General features: G+C 42.9%; 18 protein-coding genes and 1 pseudogene. 7 read left to right on the plus strand and 12 right to left on the minus strand.

Annotated features, from left to right (window positions below; translation table 11 throughout):
* The first annotated feature begins 219 nt into the window (after positions 1-219).
* The 5 genes from U9M98_03770 to U9M98_03790 all read left to right on the plus strand — a co-directional run bounded on the left by U9M98_03770 (position 220) and on the right by U9M98_03790 (position 7,516).
* Entirely contained in the window at positions 220-927 is a 708-nt protein-coding gene (locus U9M98_03770) for a hypothetical protein (protein MEA2020799.1), read from the plus strand.
* Between the two features lie 12 nt (positions 928-939).
* Positions 940-2,094: a hypothetical protein gene (locus U9M98_03775; protein MEA2020800.1), complete on the plus strand. Its 1,155-nt coding sequence runs from the start codon at positions 940-942 to the stop codon at positions 2,092-2,094.
* Between the two features lie 325 nt (positions 2,095-2,419).
* A complete protein-coding gene (gene mutS / locus U9M98_03780; protein ID MEA2020801.1) occupies positions 2,420-4,942 on the plus strand; it encodes a DNA mismatch repair protein MutS in 2,523 nt (840 codons plus the stop codon).
* 305 nt (positions 4,943-5,247) lie between these two features.
* Positions 5,248-7,011 carry a DNA mismatch repair endonuclease MutL gene (gene mutL / locus U9M98_03785; GenBank protein MEA2020802.1) on the plus strand — a complete coding sequence of 588 codons (1,764 nt, stop codon included), beginning with the start codon at positions 5,248-5,250 and terminating at the stop codon, positions 7,009-7,011.
* Between the two features lie 58 nt (positions 7,012-7,069).
* Positions 7,070-7,516 carry a hypothetical protein gene (locus U9M98_03790; protein MEA2020803.1) on the plus strand — a complete coding sequence of 149 codons (447 nt, stop codon included), beginning with the start codon at positions 7,070-7,072 and terminating at the stop codon, positions 7,514-7,516.
* 80 nt (positions 7,517-7,596) lie between these two features.
* Here U9M98_03790 and U9M98_03795 read toward each other — a convergent pair whose 3' ends face one another.
* From U9M98_03795 to U9M98_03850, 12 genes and pseudogenes are all read right to left on the minus strand, one after another.
* Positions 7,597-8,286, minus strand: coding sequence for a hypothetical protein (locus tag U9M98_03795; GenBank protein MEA2020804.1), 690 nt, complete (start codon positions 8,284-8,286; stop codon positions 7,597-7,599).
* Between the two features lie 60 nt (positions 8,287-8,346).
* On the minus strand, positions 8,347-9,039 hold the full coding sequence (gene radC / locus U9M98_03800; GenBank protein ID MEA2020805.1) for a DNA repair protein RadC: 693 nt from the start codon (positions 9,037-9,039) through the stop codon (positions 8,347-8,349).
* Positions 9,040-9,095: 56 nt separating this feature from the next.
* Positions 9,096-9,350 carry an RNA-binding protein gene (locus tag U9M98_03805; GenBank protein ID MEA2020806.1) on the minus strand — a complete coding sequence of 85 codons (255 nt, stop codon included), beginning with the start codon at positions 9,348-9,350 and terminating at the stop codon, positions 9,096-9,098.
* Positions 9,351-9,565: 215 nt separating this feature from the next.
* Complete coding sequence (locus U9M98_03810) at positions 9,566-10,186, minus strand: hypothetical protein (GenBank protein ID MEA2020807.1); 621 nt, start codon at positions 10,184-10,186, stop codon at positions 9,566-9,568.
* Between the two features lie 18 nt (positions 10,187-10,204).
* Positions 10,205-10,540, minus strand: coding sequence for an RNA-binding protein (locus tag U9M98_03815; GenBank protein ID MEA2020808.1), 336 nt, complete (start codon positions 10,538-10,540; stop codon positions 10,205-10,207).
* Positions 10,541-10,640: 100 nt separating this feature from the next.
* The gene (locus U9M98_03820; protein ID MEA2020809.1) at positions 10,641-11,987 is read right to left on the minus strand and encodes an FAD-dependent oxidoreductase; all 1,347 of its coding nucleotides are present in this window, start codon (positions 11,985-11,987) and stop codon (positions 10,641-10,643) included.
* Between the two features lie 111 nt (positions 11,988-12,098).
* The gene (xpt, locus tag U9M98_03825) at positions 12,099-12,695 is read right to left on the minus strand and encodes a xanthine phosphoribosyltransferase (protein MEA2020810.1); all 597 of its coding nucleotides are present in this window, start codon (positions 12,693-12,695) and stop codon (positions 12,099-12,101) included.
* Between the two features lie 11 nt (positions 12,696-12,706).
* Positions 12,707-13,654 (minus strand): 7-cyano-7-deazaguanine synthase, encoded by a 948-nt coding sequence (locus tag U9M98_03830; protein MEA2020811.1) that lies wholly within the window; start codon positions 13,652-13,654, stop codon positions 12,707-12,709.
* 100 nt (positions 13,655-13,754) lie between these two features.
* A pseudogene (locus U9M98_03835) lies at positions 13,755-15,782 on the minus strand (BMP family ABC transporter substrate-binding protein).
* Between the two features lie 581 nt (positions 15,783-16,363).
* Entirely contained in the window at positions 16,364-16,894 is a 531-nt protein-coding gene (locus tag U9M98_03840; protein MEA2020812.1) for a phosphoribosyltransferase family protein, read from the minus strand.
* Positions 16,895-16,932: 38 nt separating this feature from the next.
* Positions 16,933-18,447 (minus strand): DUF1846 family protein, encoded by a 1,515-nt coding sequence (locus U9M98_03845; protein ID MEA2020813.1) that lies wholly within the window; start codon positions 18,445-18,447, stop codon positions 16,933-16,935.
* 69 nt (positions 18,448-18,516) lie between these two features.
* The gene (locus tag U9M98_03850) at positions 18,517-18,813 is read right to left on the minus strand and encodes a hypothetical protein (protein MEA2020814.1); all 297 of its coding nucleotides are present in this window, start codon (positions 18,811-18,813) and stop codon (positions 18,517-18,519) included.
* Between the two features lie 61 nt (positions 18,814-18,874).
* Here U9M98_03850 and U9M98_03855 point away from each other — a divergent pair, with 61 nt between their 5' ends.
* Both U9M98_03855 and U9M98_03860 read left to right on the plus strand, forming a co-directional pair.
* On the plus strand, positions 18,875-20,077 hold the full coding sequence (locus U9M98_03855; protein ID MEA2020815.1) for a glycosyltransferase: 1,203 nt from the start codon (positions 18,875-18,877) through the stop codon (positions 20,075-20,077).
* A 71-nt stretch (positions 20,078-20,148) separates the two neighbouring features.
* Positions 20,149-20,907 (plus strand): hypothetical protein, encoded by a 759-nt coding sequence (locus tag U9M98_03860; GenBank protein ID MEA2020816.1) that lies wholly within the window; start codon positions 20,149-20,151, stop codon positions 20,905-20,907.
* The last annotated feature ends 3 nt before the right edge of the window (positions 20,908-20,910 follow it).

A 20,910-nucleotide genomic window follows, 5' to 3' on the forward strand; every position in this document is an offset into this window, starting at 1 on the left:
TCTTGAATCTGGGGCACAAAGATCGAAACTTGAAGAGGCAATGGCCCCTTTTGTGGTTGGCAGTGCGAGTTTTATGAAAAAGTGTGCTGCCTGACCTTTTTAATGACCTATGGGGTAAGCTACCTAGCCTATATTTGAGTATATAATGTACTCCTACTTTTTTAGTCATTATAAGAACTTGCTAATACCCTGCCTCTTCTTGTATAATTAAGTATAGTTATGGAAAATAAAGCACTTCTCCTAGGTTTAGTCCTCTTTTTTATTGGTGTTGCTTTTGCTTTTCTTTCTGGATTTGGTATTTTTTATCTTTTGGATCAGGATTCTTCTCTAAAAAGCTTTTTTGGACTCCAAGAACCAACAACTGTTCAAAGAGAAGAAGAGCTCCCAGAACAGGAAGGTTTTTTGGAGGAAGAGTCAACCCCCTCTGTAGAACCAGAGTCACCAGCAGCTATTCCTTCTGCTGAACAGGAGGGCTCTCTGGAAGTTTGTGAGGATTGGATAAGCTATACAAATAGTAGATATAATTATCGCTTTAGTTATAATCCCGATTGGATGTTTAATAATGATATGCCTGGATCATTAAAGGATGAAAGGATTGTTTTGCAGGGTGATATTTCAGAAAAGGGCTGGCCAAGTATTGGGATTAACTCTCAGGAATTTGAAACTGAACCGGAGACAATTGCTGAGTTAAAGGCAGTGTTGGAAGATACGTGGGGTGGAACAGCCTCTCTCAGTGAGATTGAGTTTGGAAAAAATAATATTCCTGCAGTTGAAGTTACTACAGAGGATAGCCCGCAGGCATATGCTATAAGCAATTACTATTTTATTCATGATGGTGAGTACCTTCTTTTGAGTTTTAATGATATTTCAAGTTCTGAAGCCCAACAAATTTATAATTGCTTTCTTCAGGAGTTTGAGACTTTATAGACTTTTTAGCTTATGAAAAAACATTTTATTTTACTTGCAGCTTTTGTTTTGGCTTTTTTCCTCCCCATGCCTGTTTCGGCGCGGGTGGTTTCTTCTGAACAATTGGTAGCTATTTCTGCTGATGAAGTAGTTGAAGATGATTTTTATATAGCAGGTCCCCAAATTACTGTAGCTGGAACAGTTGAGGGGGATCTTTATGTAGCAGCCGGCGCAGTTACTGTTTCGGGAGAGGTTTTGGGAGATGTTTTAGCTGTTGGTGGCAATGTTAGAATTACGGGAGTTGTGGGTGATGACCTAAGAGTTGGAGGTGGTGTAGTTGAAGTTGAGGGGGCGGAAATCGGCGATAGTGTCACTGTTTTGGGTGGAACAGTAAGGATGGATGAAGAAACTAGTGTGGGTGGTGGTGTTAATTTCCTAGTGGGAAGTGCAGAAATAGGTAGTGATTTGGGGCGCGGACTTACTGGTGGTGCAGGGAGTGTAACCATTAGCGGTAGTGTGATTAGGGACCTTGATGTGGCAGCAGGTATTGTTTCTCTGGTGGACAACGCTAAGGTGGGTGGTGATGTTTATTATCAAGCTGATGGTGAGATACGTATTGCGCCTGAAGCGACAGTTTCGGGAGAGATTAAGAAATTTATTTCTGAGGGGGTATTTATTAGTCCGGAAGGTTTTAGGAGATTTCAAAGGGTTGTACGTTCTGGGCTTCGCGCTTTGCGGTTTGTTTCTTTTCTTTCCGCTTTGTTGGTGGGTAGCATATTTGTTTATGTGTTTTCGGGTGCAGCAAAAGAGGTTTCGGGGGAAATTATTGAAAGTCCGTGGAAAAGCTTACTTTGGGGGCTTTTAGCTCTTATTATTTTTCCACTTGTACTTTTCTTGCTATTTATTACTATTTTGGGCATACCTTTGGCTTTTGTTCTTGCGGCAGCCTTGGTATTGGGAGTCTACCTGGCGAAAATTTTTGTGGGGCTTGTTTTGGGCAGTGCTATTTTAGAGTTGTTTGAAGGTATGGAGTATAATATTTATCTCTCACTAGCTTTGGGTTTAGCTGCTTATTACATTTTGGGTGCTATTCCTATTTTGGGCTTTTTTGTTTCAATGCTTACAACTTTTGTTGGCCTCGGTGCTCTCCTTATTTACTTTCGTGACCGTCTCCGCCCTGCTGCTTAAGGTATTTAGTACAAATACCCAGGTATCAAGTATTCAGTAATTGGAGACTGGTAACACGTTACTCGTTATTAGTTATACGTTACCCGTTATGCGATATCCGTCCGCTATCGGCAATTAACAATCAACAATAAGCAATTATCTCCTATTTCTTATCTTCTATTTTTTTATCTTTTGTTCCTTTGTCTTTAAATTATGTTTCTATGATCTATGCTTTTATGTTCCGAATTCTTTAAATATGGATCCTGCCTTTCTGCTTACTAGTTGCTAGTTACTAATTACTAATTATCAGCCACACGCTATTGCCGAGTGTTATAATGGGTTTTGTATGATCATTGATAATCTAGATCAGTTGGAATTTAAGACTCCGATGATGCAGCAGTGGTTACAGATCCGGAAAAAATATCCGGGTTGCCTTCTGCTTTTTCGTCTTGGTGATTTTTATGAACTTTTTCTTGGGGATGCAAAAGTTTCGGCAGAGATTCTGGGTATTGCTTTAACTACCCGTAACCGTGGGCGGGATGGACGTGTACCTATGTGTGGTATTCCTTATCATGCCTTGGATACTTATTTAGGGAAATTAATTAAAGAGGGGTACAAAGTTGCTATTTGTGAGCAGGTAGAAGATGCTTCCGAGACTAGTGGAATGGTGGATCGAGAAGTTGTTCGCGTGGTTACTCCAGGAACAGTTTTGGATGAGAAAAATCTTTCTCAAAAGGAAAATAATTATATTTTGGGAATAGAGATTGCAGGGCAAGAGGTGGGTTTGGCTTATGCTGATCTTAGTACTGGTGAAATTTACATTCACGAAATTACAGCGACTGATTTAGAAAAGGATTTGGTAGCAGAGGTATTGCGAATTCATCCTTCCGAAGTTATTTCTTCTCACAGAAATTATAATAATGCCCAAGTTCTTCGCGCACTTCGAGCTGTGCCGGAAGCTAATATTTATCCCTATGATAATTGGGAACAGCAAACAAGAAGTTATGCTAAGAACCTCAGAAACCATTTTGGTGTAGTAACCTTTGAAGGGTTTGGGTTAGATAAGGTTGAAAATGAAGTGGGACTTAAAGCTGCAGCTGCTCTTTTGGGTTATTTAAAGGAAACTCAACACAGTGCTTTGCCTCATATTAAGAAGTTGACACCTTTTTGGACTGGTAACTATATGCAGCTAGGAGCTACTACTATTGCCAATTTGGAGCTTTTTACTACCCTGCGGGGGCAACGGGGAGCAACTTTGATTGATGTATTAGATTATACTCACACAGCTGCTGGAGGGCGTAAGCTGCGGAAGTGGTTACTAAAGCCCTTACAAGATGTAGAGAAAATTAAGCAAAGATTGACTGCGGTTGGCTTACTAAAAAGTAATCCAAAACAGAGAGGAGAGGTGCAAGAAATTTTAAGTCAAATTTTGGATATTGAACGCCTTCTTTCTCGTATTTCTGTTGGTACGGCTAACCCGCGGGATTTAGAGGGTTTGAAAGTCTCTTTTCTCAATGTAAAAAGGCTTTCCAATTATCTTTCTCAGAATTTGGAGCCATTAGCGTATCTTTTGTCAGAAAGTGTGGTGGAAGGTACGGAACCCCTGATTGACTTGTTAGAATCTTGGGTAAGGGAGGAGCCCCCGGCAACCCTTGCAGATGGGGGCTATATTGGTGATGGTGTAAATGTGGAGTTAGATGAGCTTCGTGATGTGTTGGAGGGTGGTCGGGAGTGGTTGGAAAAATTTGAAAAAAGGGAAAAATCTCAGACAGGCATATCATCTCTTAAGGTAGATCAAAACAAGGTTTTTGGGTTTTATATTGAGGTTAGTAAGGCGAATTTAGATAAGGTTCCGGATACTTATATTCGGAAACAGACGTTGACTAATTCCGAACGGTTTATTGTTCCAGAGCTAAAAGAGCGGGAAGAAGTTGTTCTCCAAGCTGAGGAAAGAATTAAGAAGCTTGAGCGCGAGCTGTTTGAAAAATTGTTGGGCAAGATTTTGGAACATGTGGATGCGGCGCAGGAAGCTGCTAATTGTTCAGCAAGGATTGATGTTTTTGCTAGTTTGGCTGAAGTTGCAGAGAAGAATCGCTACGCACGTCCAGAAGTTGTGGTGGGGGGATCTTTGGAAATTAAGGATGGGCGCCATCCTGTGATTGAACAAATGCAAAGTGACCGCCCCTTTGTTCCCAATGATACGAGTTTGGAAAAAGAAGGGGCGCAAGTCTTGCTAATAACTGGTCCGAATATGGCTGGTAAGTCAACGTATCTTCGCCAAACTGCTTTAATTACCTTGCTTGCCCAAATAGGTAGTTTTGTTCCGGCAAAAAAGGCGCAAATACCTATTCGCGACCAGATTTATACTCGGGTAGGTGCTTCTGACAATTTAAGTTTGGGGCAAAGTACGTTCTTGGTTGAGATGGTAGAGACAGCAAAGATTCTTAATAATTGTACTGATAAAAGTTTGGTTATTTTTGATGAGATTGGCCGTGGGACCGGTACTTTTGATGGAATGAGTATTGCTTGGGCAGTGATTGAGTATTTAGTTAAGAATAAGGATAAATCTGCTTTTACACTTTTTGCTACGCACTATCATGAGTTAACAGTTTTGGCAGACAAGTTTCCGGAAATAAAAAACTTGGAAATGGCGGTGGATAAAGAAAAAGATGAGATTATTTTCTTGTATAAAGTAGTAAAAGGTAGTGCTTGGCAAAGTTACGGAGTAAAAGTTGCTAAACTAGCTGGTCTCCCCTCCCCTGTGGTGGAGAGAGCAGAAAAAGTTTTGCAAAGAATTAAGAAAAACCAGGAGAAAATTTCCCTCCGGGGTGCACATGAGGATGATCGGCAGATTAGTTTGTTGGAATAGGAAATAGGAAATAAGGAATATTAAGTACCAAATTTCAAATTCCAAGTTCCAAACAAGGAAACAATGAATTGGGATGGCTAATTTTTGCGAATTTAATAACAGCGAATTGATGCGAATGGGAAGGAAGAGACTGGACCTGAAAGTCCTTTAGGGTCTGCGGATGCAGTCCCTAAAGGTCTTGGTAGAGAAAGGAGAGATTGAAGAGACTGGAAACAAGAAATAGAGGCTAAATTTTAAATGACTGCCAGAATCGCGGAAGGTGGAGAGCGGAAAGCGGTTGGCGGTTAGCTGTCGGCTGATTTATTATGAAAATTAAAAAATTACCTTCTAGTTTAATAGATAAAATTGCTGCTGGTGAGGTTGTAGAGCGTCCAGCTTCGGTGGTAAAGGAACTGGTTGAAAATGCGCTGGATGCTGATGCTAACTTTGTAAAAGTTGAAATTAAAGGGGGAGGAAAAGATAGTATTTTAGTTCGAGATGATGGTGTAGGTATGGATCGGGAAGATGCAAAACATGCTTTCGAGCGCCACTCTACAAGTAAACTCTCTTCGGTGGAAGATTTGACTTCAATAAAAACTTTTGGGTTTCGAGGGGAGGCTCTTTCTTCTATTGCTGCTGTTTCTAAAGTGGTTTTACAAACTAAAGAGCGTGGTTCGGTGGAAGGTACACAGATTGTTATTACAGGGGGTAAAATTGATAGGGTTTCCTCCTGTGCACATCCAGAAGGTACTACAGTAAAAGTCTCCAATCTTTTTTACAATATTCCTGCCCGGAGAAAATTTTTGAAAACTAGCAGGACAGAGTTTAAACATATTCGGGAATGGTTAACTGCACAAGCCGTAGCTCTTTCCGAAAATGGATTTTCCCTTTCTCACAATGGGCGAGATATTTTACACTTTCCAGCTGAGCAAGGTCAGGAAGAAAGAATAGAGGAAGTGTTGGGCAGCTTAGAGGACTTTGTTCCTGTTTCTGGTGAATCAGATTATACAAATTTGGATGGTTTTGTTTCTCTTCCGGGAAAAGCAAGAAAAAGAAGGAAAAACCAATATTTATATGTAAATGGGCGTTACCTAAGAAATAAGACAGTAGGAGGAGCTTTGCGTAAAGCATATAGTGATCTGCTCCCTTCTTCTCTTAACCCTCCGTATATTATGTTTGTGGATGTTCGGGAAGATTTGGTTGATGTAAATATCCATCCGCGGAAGGAAGAGATTAAATTTATTAATTCAAGTAGGGTGTATAATTTAGTTTTAAATTCTGTGAAGACAGCGCTCAGCATGAGGTTGGAGCAGGGTGGTTCTGACTTTTCGGTGCGGTTGGAAAATGTTCAGAAGTTGTCTAGCCCTCGGAAAAGGACTGGCGTAGCTAAGGATAGGGGTTTTTCATTTGATTCTCAAGAGAGACCTATTTCAAGAGCTACAGTTAAGCCCGTGGATATTTTGGATAGGATTAGAGACCAGGAACAAGTTGATGATTCTTTTCCTATTTTACAAATTGCCAATCTTTATTTGGTGGTTGCTAAGGAGGACGGTGTGCTTCTTATAGACCAGCATGCAGCGGAGGAAAGAATCTTGTTGGAGGAGTTTTTGGCACGGTATAAAAGTGAAAAGGAAAAAGGAGCTGGTCAGAAGCTTCTTATACCGCAGGTTTTTGAACTGGATAAAGAAGATTTTGGGATTTTAGTTGAAAGTGAGAACATTTTAGAGAGACTTGGTTTTGAATTTGAACTGAGCGATGAAGAAGGCTTGGTAAAATTAGTAAGCGTGCCTGCTGTGCTTGCGGAACGGGAAATAAAGCCCATACTCTACGGATTTCTTGATGATTTGAGTGAGGATCAGAATTTTGGGGATAGGGAGACTACTGTGGCTCCGCAAGTTTATGACACTTTGGCTACGCTTGCTTGCCGTTCTGCAGTAAAGAAAGGAGATAGACTTAGTCTGCGGGAAAAAGAAAACATAGTGAACCGTTTGCAAAGCTTAGATTCACGGGGAGCTACGTGCCCACACGGAAGACCAACATGGATAAAGCTGTCCCTTTCTCGGCTTGATAGTATGTTTAAAAGAGCCTAGACGAGTCTTCTGGGTGAATTTGCTCTAGCCTGGTACAATTTTGTAATTGTCACGGAAAGTGAATACTGAAAAGGAGGTTATGATGAATAGCAAGCCGTATTTTGATGTGTATTTTTCGTGTTGGCCTACCCCCTCAGAAGATGATGTGTACTCATCGTTGCTGGCTCAAGAGGTTCTCAAAGTTTTGGCTTCTGCGGGTTTTGAAGTTTTTGCAGCGCATCTGGTTCCGTGGGTTATTGATAGGAGAGAAGAAACAGCTTCTTGGCAGCTTTTGGTCTTAGAAAAGTCATCTGTTTTGCTGGTGTATGCGGGGAAGGAGTGTTTATGGACAGGGATAGAAATAGCCTTTGCTTACTTTTTAGGCATGCCAATTGTGATTTTTCAAGAGACTAACGGACAGCGCTTAGATGCTCGTTTAGACAACATAATAACCTCTGTGATTAATTACAACAATACGAGGGCTCTTAAAGAGCCTCTTTTGTTTGTTGTTAACGAAGTTACTTAGAGGTTGACTCACGACTATACTGCGAGCGGTAGTTTGGCAACGTTGTGCCCTATCGCTCGCCTATTCTTTTAGTTTCCAAACTATCGTAAGCGGGAGAAAAGGCGAACTGCCCATCCAAATAAGCTAAATCCGCTAGAAAGGTCTTGTACCTCTTCTTCTAAAGCTTCGTTTGCCTCTTGAATGTTTTGGATCATGTTCTGAATATTTGTTCTTGCTTTGGCATCTTCCACCTCGCCTTGAATTTCATAGAGGTTTTTAGCTCTTTCTTCGTTTTGCTCCTTTATTATCCTTAGTTTTTCTATTGCGTCTTGATTAGGTCCAAACAAGAATTTTCTCCAACCTGTTCGTTTTTCTGCCTCTTCTAATCCTTCTTGCGCTCTAGTTGCTGCTTCTTTCTGCCTTTGTGCTACCTTACTAATTTCTTCTCTAATTCCTCCTTCAAACTGTTTGCCTTGTGCTAACAAAGCTTCTGCAGTTTTAGCCACTTCACTCATCATTTCCCGGGCGCGCCTGCTTCTCCGCCCATTGTCTTGGGTAGTAGCAGATTCTGTTCCTGTAGTTTCTTGAACACTTTCTTGGGTTTGAATTTGGATTTGGACATCTTCCCCTTCGTTTTGGGTTTGCTGTTGAACCTCTTCCTTTACCTGCCCTGGATCTTGGATAGGTCTATTACCGGTCTCTTGTTGTTCATTTATTTGGGCAAATGCAGGAGCTGTAAATAATAGAGTTATAGCAGTTGTTGTAAGTAGTGTTTTTGTTATGTTTTTCAAATTTTAACACCTCCTTTCAAGCGTGGTTCTATTTTAGAACTTGGAAAATTTTTTTCAAGTTTAAAGAAAACCCTCCTCAACAAAGCTTAGAAAATCTTCTTGAGTTACAATAACATGATCTGCTATTTTTATCCCCAGGATTTTGCCTGCTTTACATAGCCTTTGGGTAAGATCTTTGTCATTTTTGCTGGGGGTGGGGTCTCCCGAGGGATGGTTATGGGCAATAATTACAGACGCAGCAGAATTTTTAATTGCGGGAAGAAATATTTCGCGGGGGTGGGCTAATGATGAATCTAAAGTTCCTATGGATATAGTTTCAATTGAGAGAATGTAATTTCTAGCGTTTAAGCAGACAAGGGTGAAGTGTTCTTTCTTTTTATCTCCTATTTTTGTTTTTAGCGCGTTGAATATATCGCGGGGGTTTTCAATTTTTTTGCCTATGTTTCGAGAGTAATTGGTAGACCTCTCCCCTAGCCTCAGAGCTGCTTTTATTTTACAAGCAGTAGCAAAGCCAATACCATTGACTTTTTGCAGCTCTTTTAGACTAGCTTTTTTAATATTTTGAAGGTTTCCAAACCGAGAAAGCAAGTTTTGTGCAATTTGCAAAACATTTTGACCTTCCCTCCCCTTTTCAATAATTAGAGCCAGGAGTTCTTGAGTGGAAAGGTTTTCGGCACCCAATTCTTGGAGCCGTTCCCGTGGTCTTTCTTTTGCAGGCAGGTCGTGTAAGGTATAAACCCGGGACATACTCATATCATAGCACAAGTAATTGCACCTTTTTCTATTGTTTGATTTTTAGTGGTGAGAAATTATCCGCGCTTGGGGCGTGCTTCGCTAACTTTAATGTTCCGACCATCATGTTCAGTTCCATCAAGCTGCTCAATAGCTGCCTTTGCTTCTTCTTCTGTGCTCATTTCAACAAAACCAAATCCGCGAGAACGGCCGCTTTGTCTATCACTGATAACTTGGGCACTTTCTACAGTACCGACTTCAGAGAAAAGCTCTTTTAAATCACCATCAGTAACATTATAGTCAATGTTACCAACATAAAGTTTCTTGTTCACAAATATCACCTCCTTATTTTTTATTTTCTTTCAGTTCTCCTCGGAAAAATTGCCTTTGGGGTCGAAAGAAGTATAACTGTTAATGGTTAGTAGCTTAGCATACAAGTTCTAATTTGTAAATACGGTGACAATGGGTAAGGTTTTGACCTGTTTATATTTCCAAATGCAGGATACTGTGAGACCCCCTTCAACTAGGGGTAAGCTTCTTAGAGTAATTAATTTACTCTTATAGGTTGATTGATCCTATTACTAAAACTTTTCTTGTATTCTTTTCCTTGTCGGAAGAATAGGTATGAGAAATAGAAGAGCAAGGGACTTACTGACCAGGCAATTAATGGTACTTTGTGGAGTGCAAAAAGGAGAGATAAAATAAATCCCGCCAAAAAATTATCCATTGCGCCAAAAACCAAGATATAGTAGGAGATTTTTTTCTTATAGAACTGGTGTGGAACATAGTATATCAAGGCACCGATTAACGAGCCTAGTCCTAGAATTCGCCAATACCTTGAAGTTAGTTCAAACATCTGGAGAAGTTCTTGCGGAGCAACTAGTAAGAATATTCCCCAGGGGAAAATGAGGAGAAGGAGATTAACAGAGAGCACAGTTTTGAACCATGCTAGAAGGCTTTCCGGTTTTTTTAGGCGAATTTCTTCTTCTTTAAGAGTTAGGTAAACAAAAAGGGCATAGAAAGAAAGAATAATCCAGCTTTCATAGGCCCAAAGCCTCCGCGCAAGCATACTTGAGCGAGGTGTTTTTAAGAAGTGTCCAAAAGCGTAGAACAAACCGCTTAGAAAGAAAATATGTAAAGACCAAAAAAATAGTTTTTTTGCTTTCATTACCTAGGAATTGCAATTTTACCTCATATAAGGTATGCCCTCTTCGTCTAAATCTGGTGTTTCCAGGTTGCTGTCGGAATCACTTCCATTTTCATTCTCCGAGTCTTTTTTTGGTTTAGCTTCTTCTACTGTTAGTGTTCTGCTCTGAAATTCTTTTTGGTGAAAAAGCTCAATTGCTTTTTTTGCTTCTTCTTTGCTAGACATTTCGACAAAGCCAAATCCGCGTGATTTGCCGCTGTCTCTGTCTTTTATTATTTCCGCACTGACTACAGTTCCTGCTTTCGCAAAGCGTTCTTGGAGATCTTCTTCAGTAGTTTCAAAATCAAGATTTCCTACATATAGTTTTTGGCTCATAAACTCACCTCCTTGTTTAGATGTAAGCTGTTATATATTAACATAAAGAAAAGAGAAAGGGATAGCTTGGCTGGTGCCAACGCTATCCCTGTTGTGTTGCTTACTGTAGTTCTTTTCCTATTCCTCTAGCTGCAATGATCCCCATTGCTGCTGCACCAACAATCCCACGCGAATTTCCTGCCCCGTCGCCAGCAACAAAGAGATTTTCAATCTTAGTTTCCAATTGAGTATTGGTTTCAATCCTTGCTGCGTAGCGCTTGAGTTTTGGCGCGTAAAGAAGAGTTCTGTTGGTGTTTAGTCCCGGAATTACGTTGGAAAGCATGCTCAAAGCCTCTTTGATGTCGGTGACAACGCGATGTGGTAGTGCCATGCTTATATCACCTGGTGTGACATCTGTTAGCGTGGGAACAAGATCGCTCCGGCTCTTTTCTAGCCGATGCCATGTTGAGCGTCTGTTCCTTCGTAAATCCCCTAGGCTTTGTAAAAGCGGCTTCCCCCCTCCAATAGTAGTAGCCAAGCGTGCGATGGATTCTCCGTAATCTGAGGTACTTTCTACTGGCTGTGTTAGGTTTATGCTTACTAACAAAGCAAAGTTGGTGTTTGGTGAGTTGCTGTCTCGCAGTGCGTGGCCATTTACACAGACATAGCCTCCATCGTAGGTTTCGCTAACCACCAGCCCGTTTGGCGAGACGCAAAATGTTCTTGCGCGATCGTCGTAGGTTGGTGTCCTAATGTAGAATTTAGGGTCGTAACAAATGTTGGTGATGGGTTCCATAATAATGCTTGGTACCTCGACCCTGACCCCAATGTCTACTGGGTTATGGTGAATGGTAAGGTTGTGTTTTTCTGCGAGGTGGCACGTCCAGCTGCAACCTGTCCTGCCAGGAGCAAGGAGGACAAAATCGGCTTTGGTAAAGCCCTCTTTGGTCAAAATTCCAGCTACTGTATTCCTTTGAGTACTAATATCGGTTACCTTAGTTTTTAACTGGAATTCTACTCCGCTTTTCCGGAGGTTGCGGGCGAAGGTGCTTACAAGCTCTACCAGATGATCGGAACCAATGTGAGCTTGCCTTATAGGCAAGAATTTGAATCCTGCCTCTGCAGCTCTTCTTTCCAAGGTACGGACCTTTTCCTTCTCAGTGGAAATTACTTCTACTCCGTATGTCTGGAAAACAGTTTCGATGTGGTTTACCAACTTCCAAGCGTCCTCGTAAGACATAAATTTGAAGAGGTCGCCTCCAATTTGGGGATGGAAGTTTAACTTCCCATCAGAAAATGTGCCAGAGCCACCAATGCCGTGAAGAAGATCAAAAGGATCGTCTCTTGATCTTGCAGTTACCTCTTTGCCTTGGTCAAAGACAACAATGCGTAGGTTTGTATTTTGAGCTAGTTCTTGTGCAGCGAAAAGCCCGGCTGGACCTGCGCCAACGATTCCCACTGTTTTCATTTTTGTTCTCCTTCTTCTTATTCCTATTCCTATTCTAGCTGTGCAGGTGAGGTGTAGGAGATAATCCCTTCTGTTGACAGGACTATCTCCTTTTGTTGGTTGTAACTTAGGCTAGTTTGCAATTACAATTTCTCTTCCTGGTTGAGGGTCTATTCTTTCTATAGTAGCTAGAGAAACAATGGGTGTATTGGTACTAACTTTGGTACGTAGGAGCTTCCGCCCGCCCTCGAAGCTTTTCTCAATCAAAGCTCCAATGCCAAGCAGTTCTGCTTCAGCCTGTTTGACAATGCGAACCAAGGCGGCAATTGTTTTTCCTGTAGCTAGGAAGTCGTCAATGATTAGGACACGGTCAGCTGTCCCCAATTGGTCTCCGGAAACGGCAAGCATTACCTCGCTTTCTTTGGTATGTAAGGGGGCGCTTGTTTTATAGATTTGCCCGGTCATGGTGATGGGGATCTTTTTACGGGCAAAAAGCAAGTCCACGCTTAGGAGGCTTGCTGTGAGCAGACCAGGTCCAATACCAGAGGTTTCTGCAGTGAGGACAACGGTAGGTCCTGAGTTTGCACTGCGAAATATGCTGGCAAACCGACAGGCGCATTCGAATATCAGTGGTGCATCAATCCTATGGTTGACAAACCCTGCTACGTTGAGGATCCCTGATCCTTGGTTTTTTGCCTCTTCTCTAATCCTTTTTTTAAGTGCTTCCATTCTAATTCTCCTTAGTTGTATTCAATAGTTGCTGGGGGTTTGGGTGTTATTTCGTAGAGCACGCGCGTTACGCCTTTGACTTCTGTAGTGATTTTGCCTGCTATTCGCAGCAGTAATCCAAAGGGAAGGATTGTTGGGCGAGTTGTTAGAGCATCCTTGCTGTCCACAACGCGGATTGCCATTATGTGTCCAAAGCCTCGTTTGTTGTTTTCCAGAACACCGCGCGCCTTGCCTGGTAAGAGTACGGGAAAGGCTTGAAAGGGCTGTTCGGGACTTGTTTGTATTTCTTTGATGAGCTTTTCTACAATGACAGTGGCTTGCCTTACTAGGGTTACCTTTTCTGGTGTGATTTCTTGGCCTCTTGCTACTCGGAGTAGCAACCCTGGTCCTGGAAAAGGCATCCGCTCTGTGAATTCTGGCGGCAAGCCTAGTGCGCGCCCAACTATGCGCACCTCATCTTTGTAGAGCGCTGCAACCGGCTCAAGAACTTTCAGGCTAAAATCCTTTTCGAAGTCTATTCCTACGTTGTGCTGTTCTTGTCCCTTTTCTGCTTCTTGGGTATCTGCTTTGATGGTTCCCTGGACAAGATAGGATGCGTTAACCTTTTTCAATGCCTCTCCAAAAACTTGGTAGAATACAGTGCGGAAAATTAGTCGCTGCTGAGTGGGTTCAGTTACTCCGGTCAAGGCATCAAAGAACCTGTCCGCGACTTGGACCAGTTCTACTTTCAGTCCGAGTTCCTTAAGCATTGCCACAACTTGTTCCGGTTCTCTTTCCCTCATAAAGCCGGTGTCAATGAAGATAACGGTGAGTTGGTCTCCAATTGCTTTGTTTGCTAATGCTGCACAGGTTGTGCTATCTACGCCACCAGAACAGGCACAAATTGCTTTCCCTTTCCCTACTCTGGTTTGGATTTCTTCCACTTGTTCTCGAATGAGGCTGTTCACATCGCCCAACATTATTCAGATCTCCTTCCTGGCTAGTTTTCCAATTTGAATTAAAGAATAAGGGATAGCTGGCGCTTGCCAAGCTATCCCTGTTGTAGTTTCCCAGTTTCTGCTATTCTGGGATCTGACCGACGACGCCTTCCACGAGCCAGTCGAAGGAAAGCAATTCCTCGTCGGACATGGTCTCTCCATCTGTGACCCGTAATGCACCGGAGTTGTCCTTGATCGGGCCGGTGAAGGGGTGCAGTTCGCCGCTTAGGATCACCTCCTTGGCAGCGTTCACATCGTTCCGGACCTCTTGCGGTACCATGTCGCCGAAAGGTGCTAGTTCCATGATCCTGTCGGACATGTGGCCCCAATAGGCATGTGTTTCCCACTCACCGTTGTAGGCCTTTTCTACAGTGTCTACATAGTAGACGCCCCAATCCCAGATCGGTGCGGTGAGGACTGCGTCCGGTGCCACATCTTGTGAGATGGCGTTGTAGCCAATGGCGTAGACCCCTGCTTCCTGAGCCAGCTTGTCCGGCTCGGTGGAGTCAGACTCGCGGGCGATGACATCGGCCCCAGTGTCGAGCAGTGCCTGTGCTGCCTCGCGCTCGGCGGGTGGGTTGAACCAGTCCATGATCCAAACTGGATGGACTTCCACTTCTGGGTTCACGGACTGCGCGCCGAGGGTGAGAGCATTCAGGTTACGCACTACCTCGGGAATTGGGTACGGGGCGACGTAGCCGAGCACATTCGATTCAGTCATGTGCCCCGCGGTGATCCCCGCCAGGTACCAGCCTTCGTAGCCACGGCCGTCGTAAATGCTTACGTTCTCAGCCGTTTTATAACCTGTGCAGTGCTCGAAGAGAACATCTGGGTATTCTTCGGCTACTTCCATGACCGAGTCCATGTAGCCGAAAGAGGTAGCGAAGACCATATCGTAACCCTGGTTGGCGTATTGTTCGATGATACGAGTGGCGTCGGGCCCTTCCGTAACCAGCTCGCTGTAAGCGGTTTCTACATAGGGCAGTTCTTCCTCCAGCTTGAGGCGGCCTTGGTCGTGTGCGTATGTCCAGCCCAGGTCTCCGACGGGACCGACATGGACGTAGGCAACGCGGAAGGGCTCCTTGCCTTCTTCAGCTTCTTGAGGTACCTCTCCCGTTGCCCAGGCCTTTACGAAGACATCAAGTACCTTGGCACTGTTATCTGCTGCCAACTGGAAGAAAACCCCAATCAAGTTTTCGCCGGGTCCCCCGCCTGCTAGATCCGAGTTGGAGCGGAAAGCTAGAAACGGCACATTGTTGCGATATGCAACGTGGGCAACTGCGGCCGTTTCCATATCTAGGCAGTCCGCTTGGAACGTGTCCCAGACGTACTTTCTGTAGTCGGCGTTGTCGACAAAGGCTTGTCCGGAGACGCCATTGCCTCCGACCTTGACCATTAGCTCGTGATCTATGCAAGCTTCTTCTGTGCATTCTTTGAGATCAACTGCGTCCGCAACCTTCTCGGCGACAGCCAGCATTTCGGGGTCTGCTTCGAACCAGAATATTTCTTTCGAAGCATCCGGCTCGCCGCCTGCCTGTACGCTTCTGACCGTTTCTGGGTACATCATGCCATAGTTGGGGAACAGCGGATCCTCGTACGGGAATTCGCCGTCGATCTCGCGTGCAAGGCGGGATTCCCTGTATTGTGCCCACTAAGCGGGCACGAGCACCGTACCGATCCCGTACCGGGGATCAGGATTGACGCCGCCGGATATGCCTGAGAAGATCAAGTGTGAAACGTTGAAATAGTCGAACAGTACTTGGGTTTCCATTGCGGCGTTTACCATTGAAACGCCCGACTCCACAATCACTACGTCTTGACCGTGAACTGTACCCAAGTGGTAGGTTTGGCCTTTAATCACCTTAGTCTCTTGCACATCGGTGAACTTCAGCACCGCTTCCAATTCGGCACCAAATGCTGACATGCTGGCCAGCCTAGGCTTCCTTGGCGAGGGTGTTGCTTCAACGATCTTTTCGACCTCGATTTCCTTCTCGACAATGCGGGTTACTTCTACGACCTTTGGCTCTGGCGGGGCACATGCTGTGAGCATACCGACCAGAACTACGAGTGTGAGTAGCACGGCTGTCAGTTTCTTCTTGCGGCCGGACATGAGTCTTTCCTCCTTTGAGGTTTTGGGGAGCCTTATACTCCCAGGTTGGGTTCGACTTTGGGTGCTTTTACGCCTTTCTTTCTTATCCCTTTTGTGCTACCTCCTTTCTGTAGTTTGAGTATTATGTATATTTATGAACGCAGTTAAAGGTTATGAACGCGTTATTTGTTAAAGTGCGAAGATAGGATTATCGCGAATCCGATAGCGGATTTCCGCAGATATAAGTTTAGGCCTTTTTAGGCATAAATTTAGGCGCCCGTGGGGGCGCCTCTATTGCGTACGGAAATTCAATGAAAAGAATATCCAAATTTTGTTGCTATTTTATTAGATCCATAAAAGGTTTCTTCCGGCAGGTAGAAGAATATTATTCTGGTGAAATGCAAATCTACGCGAATGGAAATGCGTTCAGGAACGCGTACCCAAATTTACGCGAATATTGAGTACTTATTTCTAGTTTAAGGTAATCATATGGTAAATGGGGTGTCAAGAAGATGAACTCCTATTGTGCTAGGTTGCTTGTAATCTTGCGTGTTTTGCCCGCCGCATTCCCCAGCCCCAGGGGCTTCCCCTGCGACGGAGGTCTAAGTTCTAAAAACCGGTAACTTACCAAGAAAAATGGGGTTGGCGATGTTATTAATTTCTTCGTTTCCTTGTTTCAACACCACAGCGTTGGCAATTACCTCTCCCCCACTCTGCTCAATCAGCTCATCCATTACTTTTAGAGTTCTGCCAGTGGAGACTACGTCGTCAACTACCAAAACCTTTTTGCCTTTTATGAAGTTTGCATCGGGACCGTTAAGAACTAAAGTTGGTTTCTTCTCTAGAGTTTGGGGATTTGTCATATAGCCGTGAATCTTTTTTCGGCAAACTATGTAGCGCTTGTGTCCTAATTTTTTTGCTAGAGAATGTAGCAAAGGAACGACTTTTACCTCAGGACCAGCAATAATATCAAAATTCAGGTCTTTTACTTTTTTTTGAAGATTATAAGCAGTTGCTTCTACTAGCTCAGCGTCGCCAAGGAGATTGAAGGAGGCAATTTTTATGTTGGGTCCCAAAGCAACAACTGGTAGTTTACGAGTAAGACCGCAAAGTTTTAGAGTATAAAAGTCCATTGTTTGAAATATTGTAACACGGGTTTTTAGTGCTAGTCCTAGAATATGTCGGTTTTGGTTGGTCTGGCATCTGTTGTAGCCCAAATTCCCAGTTTGTGGAGTGCGTTCCTGTTTCCACTTCCAAGTTGATGGGTAGTGTGTAAAGGCAATCCTGCTAATTTAGTTGTTTGTTTCAAAGCTTTTTTTGCTAATGGATTTGTTGTTTTCCCTAGAGATAGGGTTAGGAGTACTTCATTTGCGTTCAGGTTGGCAGCGCTTTCGCCTAATGTTTCTTCCTTGAAATTGGTTAGGTTTTTGATAATATCTTCTGGAATTAAATCAATTTCGTCAGGTATTTTTGCTGATTCTTTTAGAGCATTAAGAAGAACTGCTGCTTCGGCGTGCATAAGTCGAGAGTTTTTCCCTGTTACTATTTTTTCATTTGGAAGCTCTAAAGCAGCTCCGCAGTATATACCTTGATTGCCTTTGTCTTTTTGCTTTTTTGCTTCTGTTGCTGCGTTTCGAGCAGGTTCTACTACTGCTCTGTCTGTTTCTTTCAAGTTTAGTTTTCCCATTAAAGTTTTCATTCTTTGGAGAGTTTCTTCTTTTTCTGTTCCTTGCAAAAAACCTTCGTGGTAGCGGAAGTAATAGAAAACTATTTCTTGTTTTGCAGCTTCGCGTGTCTCTTTGTCATTAATAATTCCTTCTTTTAGTTTGTTTATTCCCATTTCGGTAGGAGAACTATAGCTTAAGCTGTTTCCCTTCGGAAACAACTGATCAAGGATGTTTTTGATTATGGGGAAAGCTTCGATATCGCGGTTGTAATTTACTGCCTGTTCCTTATGGGTGTTAAGGTGGAAAGGGTCAATAGCGTTTTTATCACCCAGATCTGCGGTAGAAGCTTCGTAGGCAATGTTGACTGGATGGTTTAGTGGCAAATTCCAGACAGGAAACGTTTCTAGTTTTCCGTAGGCTGCGTGCTTGCCCTGCTCTCTTTCATGGTATAGCTGACCAAGGCAGGTAGAGAGCTTTCCGCTGTTGCCTCCCGGACCGTTGACCACTACGATTGGTTTTTTTACTGGGATGTAGGGGTCTTTACCAAATCCCTTTTTGCTAAGAATTTTTTCAATATTATCTGGGTAGTTTCTTATTTCGTTGCGAAAGTAAATTTTGTATCCAAGGTTTGTAAGGTGTTTTCCAAAGTCTTTTGCATCCTCTTCACCCTCGTATCTATTTATTGCTACCAGTGGCTTGCCTAGCCCCATTTGGCTAAATTTTTCCAAAGCTCTGAGCGCGAAGTCGCCGTAGGTTAGGTTAAAATCGCTACGTAATTTACCTCTTTGTAGGTGCTTGGCACTAACGCAATAAATTATTTCCAGGTCCTTTTTAAGATTTTGAAGAAGCAAGATCTTCGCTTTGGGGTCATAACCAGGAAGGGTTCTTGCCGCATGGTAGTCAGCTAGTAGTTTTCCCCCTATTTCTAGGTAAAGCCGCTCCTCAGCTTGGGCTAATCTTTTTCGAATTGCAGCTTCTTCTGCTTCTAAGTATTTTTTTGTTGAAAAACATTTTTTCATCTTAATATTTTGAAAAGGGAAAAGCCCAGGCTTCCGGAGAGCCTAGGCTGATGCCCCTACTCGGCGGGGTCACGTTTTAATAATGTTGATGCCAAGTAATTTGCAAATCCCGCAAAGGACTAGTGACTTTGGGCAATTTGCAGTTAGCAATTCTTCAGGAGCTGCGATGTTGATAGTAAGCACTCTTTTCTCCTGAAGTTTGTAGCCATTCCTTCCTAGGATAACGGCGAGTGAGTCACTTCGGCGGCTTGCCTTGCTAGGAATGGCTAGTGCGTCTATACCAGAGCTTTTTAGGAAGCTTTTTATCCGTCTAGCTTCTGTTCTTAGATTTGCCACTTTTTCCCTCCTCTGTTCTATTTTCGGCATTTAAAAACCCAATCTCGCCGGCTTGGCGGATCGGGATTAAGAAAAACCCAGAGCTGTTGCGGTGAAAAAGCCATCCATTGCTCTGGGAATACAGAGTAGCAAGATTTTTTTTACCTTGTCAAGTATAAACGCAGCAGGTTCTAGTTTGGTTGTTATTTTGGGTTTTGTTTATGATAAAGTTAATAATGTGAAGCGCGTATTAATTTTTACAACTAGCATGGGGCATAGGAGCATTGCCGAGGCGGCGCGCGCTGCTTTTAAAGAGGCGGGTTGGCGGGTGAAGTTGGTTTCTTTCGAGTTTCGTGAGGCTACTTTGCAGTATTATCCTGCTTACAAATTGTTTCCTACTTTGAATAAAGTTGGTTTTGAACTTACCCAAAACGGAAAGTTCGAAAATTTATTTAGAAAAATCTTTAAGGTGCGTAAGCTGGGTAAGCTAGAAAATGTTGTTAAACGTTTTGAACCGGATTTAGTTCTTTCCACCTATTTTCTTTACAATCCCCCCTTGGAAAAACTTGCGAAAGAATGTAAGTTCAAGCTTTTTAATTATGTTTGCAACCCACGCACTTTCCATCCTTTGGAACTTTCTAAGAAGGCTCATTTGAATTTGGTATACGACGAAGAAGCTCGAAAACGAGCTTTGGAATTGGGCGTGGCCGATGAAAAAGTAAAAGCAATTGGTTGGTTGGTTCGCCCGCGATTTTATGAAGTAGAAGAAATCCCTGGCGAGTTATTTACACTTACAGTCAGCGCAGGCAGTTTAGGTGCGCAGGGATTTGTTAAATTTTTACCGATCTTTTCGAAACTGAGTAAACCAATCCACCTTAATCTCATTGCTGGGAGCAACAAAATGCTCTTTAACATTTTCAAGAGTTACCAAAAGATGACCCGGGCTTTTGAGGACTTTGTTCAAAACAAGAATGAAGTCGAAGTATATGGTTTTACAGAAGAAATAGATAAGCTGATGGCCCAGTCCCATGTTGTGGCGGGCAAAGCCGGCCCTAATCTTTTGTTTGAATCCGTAGCTGTAGGAAGACCATTCCTTGCTCTTTCCCACATCCCTGGCCAAGAGGACGGTAACTTAGAAATCATCGACGAAAAAAACCTCGGTTGGGTTGCCGAACAACCTTCCAAGGCAAGAGAGATTCTGGAGTTACTTATGGAAGCTGTGACTTTTTTTGAAGAAAAGAAAAAAGCGCTTGAGGAGGAAAGGTCTTATATTAGAACGGTACAAAGAAATCTGATCAATTATGCTGTCAGATAAGCCTAGATAAACGCATTGCGTTTATCTAAGCTGTTCACACAGCATTTTTGTCTGAATTAAGATATGAATAGATGAGAAGAAAAACATCTTTTACATGTGGTGGTATATACCATATTTACACTCGTGGGATAGATGGAAAGGTAATTTTCCCTGATTGGAGCTGTTATGAATATTTTACTTCGTTAATGGAACACTGCTTAAATTATGATTATCCTTATAGTTCTCTTAAGCAGCGTCTGAAAAAGGCTCAAACCGACATGGAGAGACAACTGATTTTGAGTCAACTAGAAGAGAAAGGGATTTCCTCTCCGGTAGACATATTTTGTTTTTCAATTATGCCTACGCATCCCCACCTGATTGTGCAACAGAAAGAAGTTAATGGCGTAACTAATTTTTTTCATCGCGTTTTTACTTCATATTCACGTTATTTTAATCTTCGCCAGGAAAGAAAAGGTTCTCTTTATGAATCTGCTTTTGAGGCCGTATGTGTGGAGTCGGATCAGCAACTAATTCATCTTAGCCGCTATCAGCATATCAACCAAAAGGCCCTTGGCCTAAACACAGTAGAGGAACTTTCTGATTACCCTTGGTCTTCTCTTTCTACGTATTTGGGGGAAAGGGAAATCTCATTTGTTGATCCCGATCCCATACTTTCTTTTTTTTCTGGTCCGGAGGAGTATGCTGATTTCGTTTCAGCAGAAATTGATGAATATGAGCCTTTACGGATAGCAGGTGTTGCAATTGATGACGATTTTGGGTGGTTTGCGAGGTTCCGTGCATTAGAAGAAGCGCGGAAGAAGGAGTTAAGGGAGGAGTTCAAATTGTTGTAGGGA

It is taken from the genome of Patescibacteria group bacterium (assembly GCA_034659915.1).
Taxonomy (GTDB): Bacteria; Patescibacteriota; WWE3; order JAUXAW01; family JAYEID01; genus JAYEID01.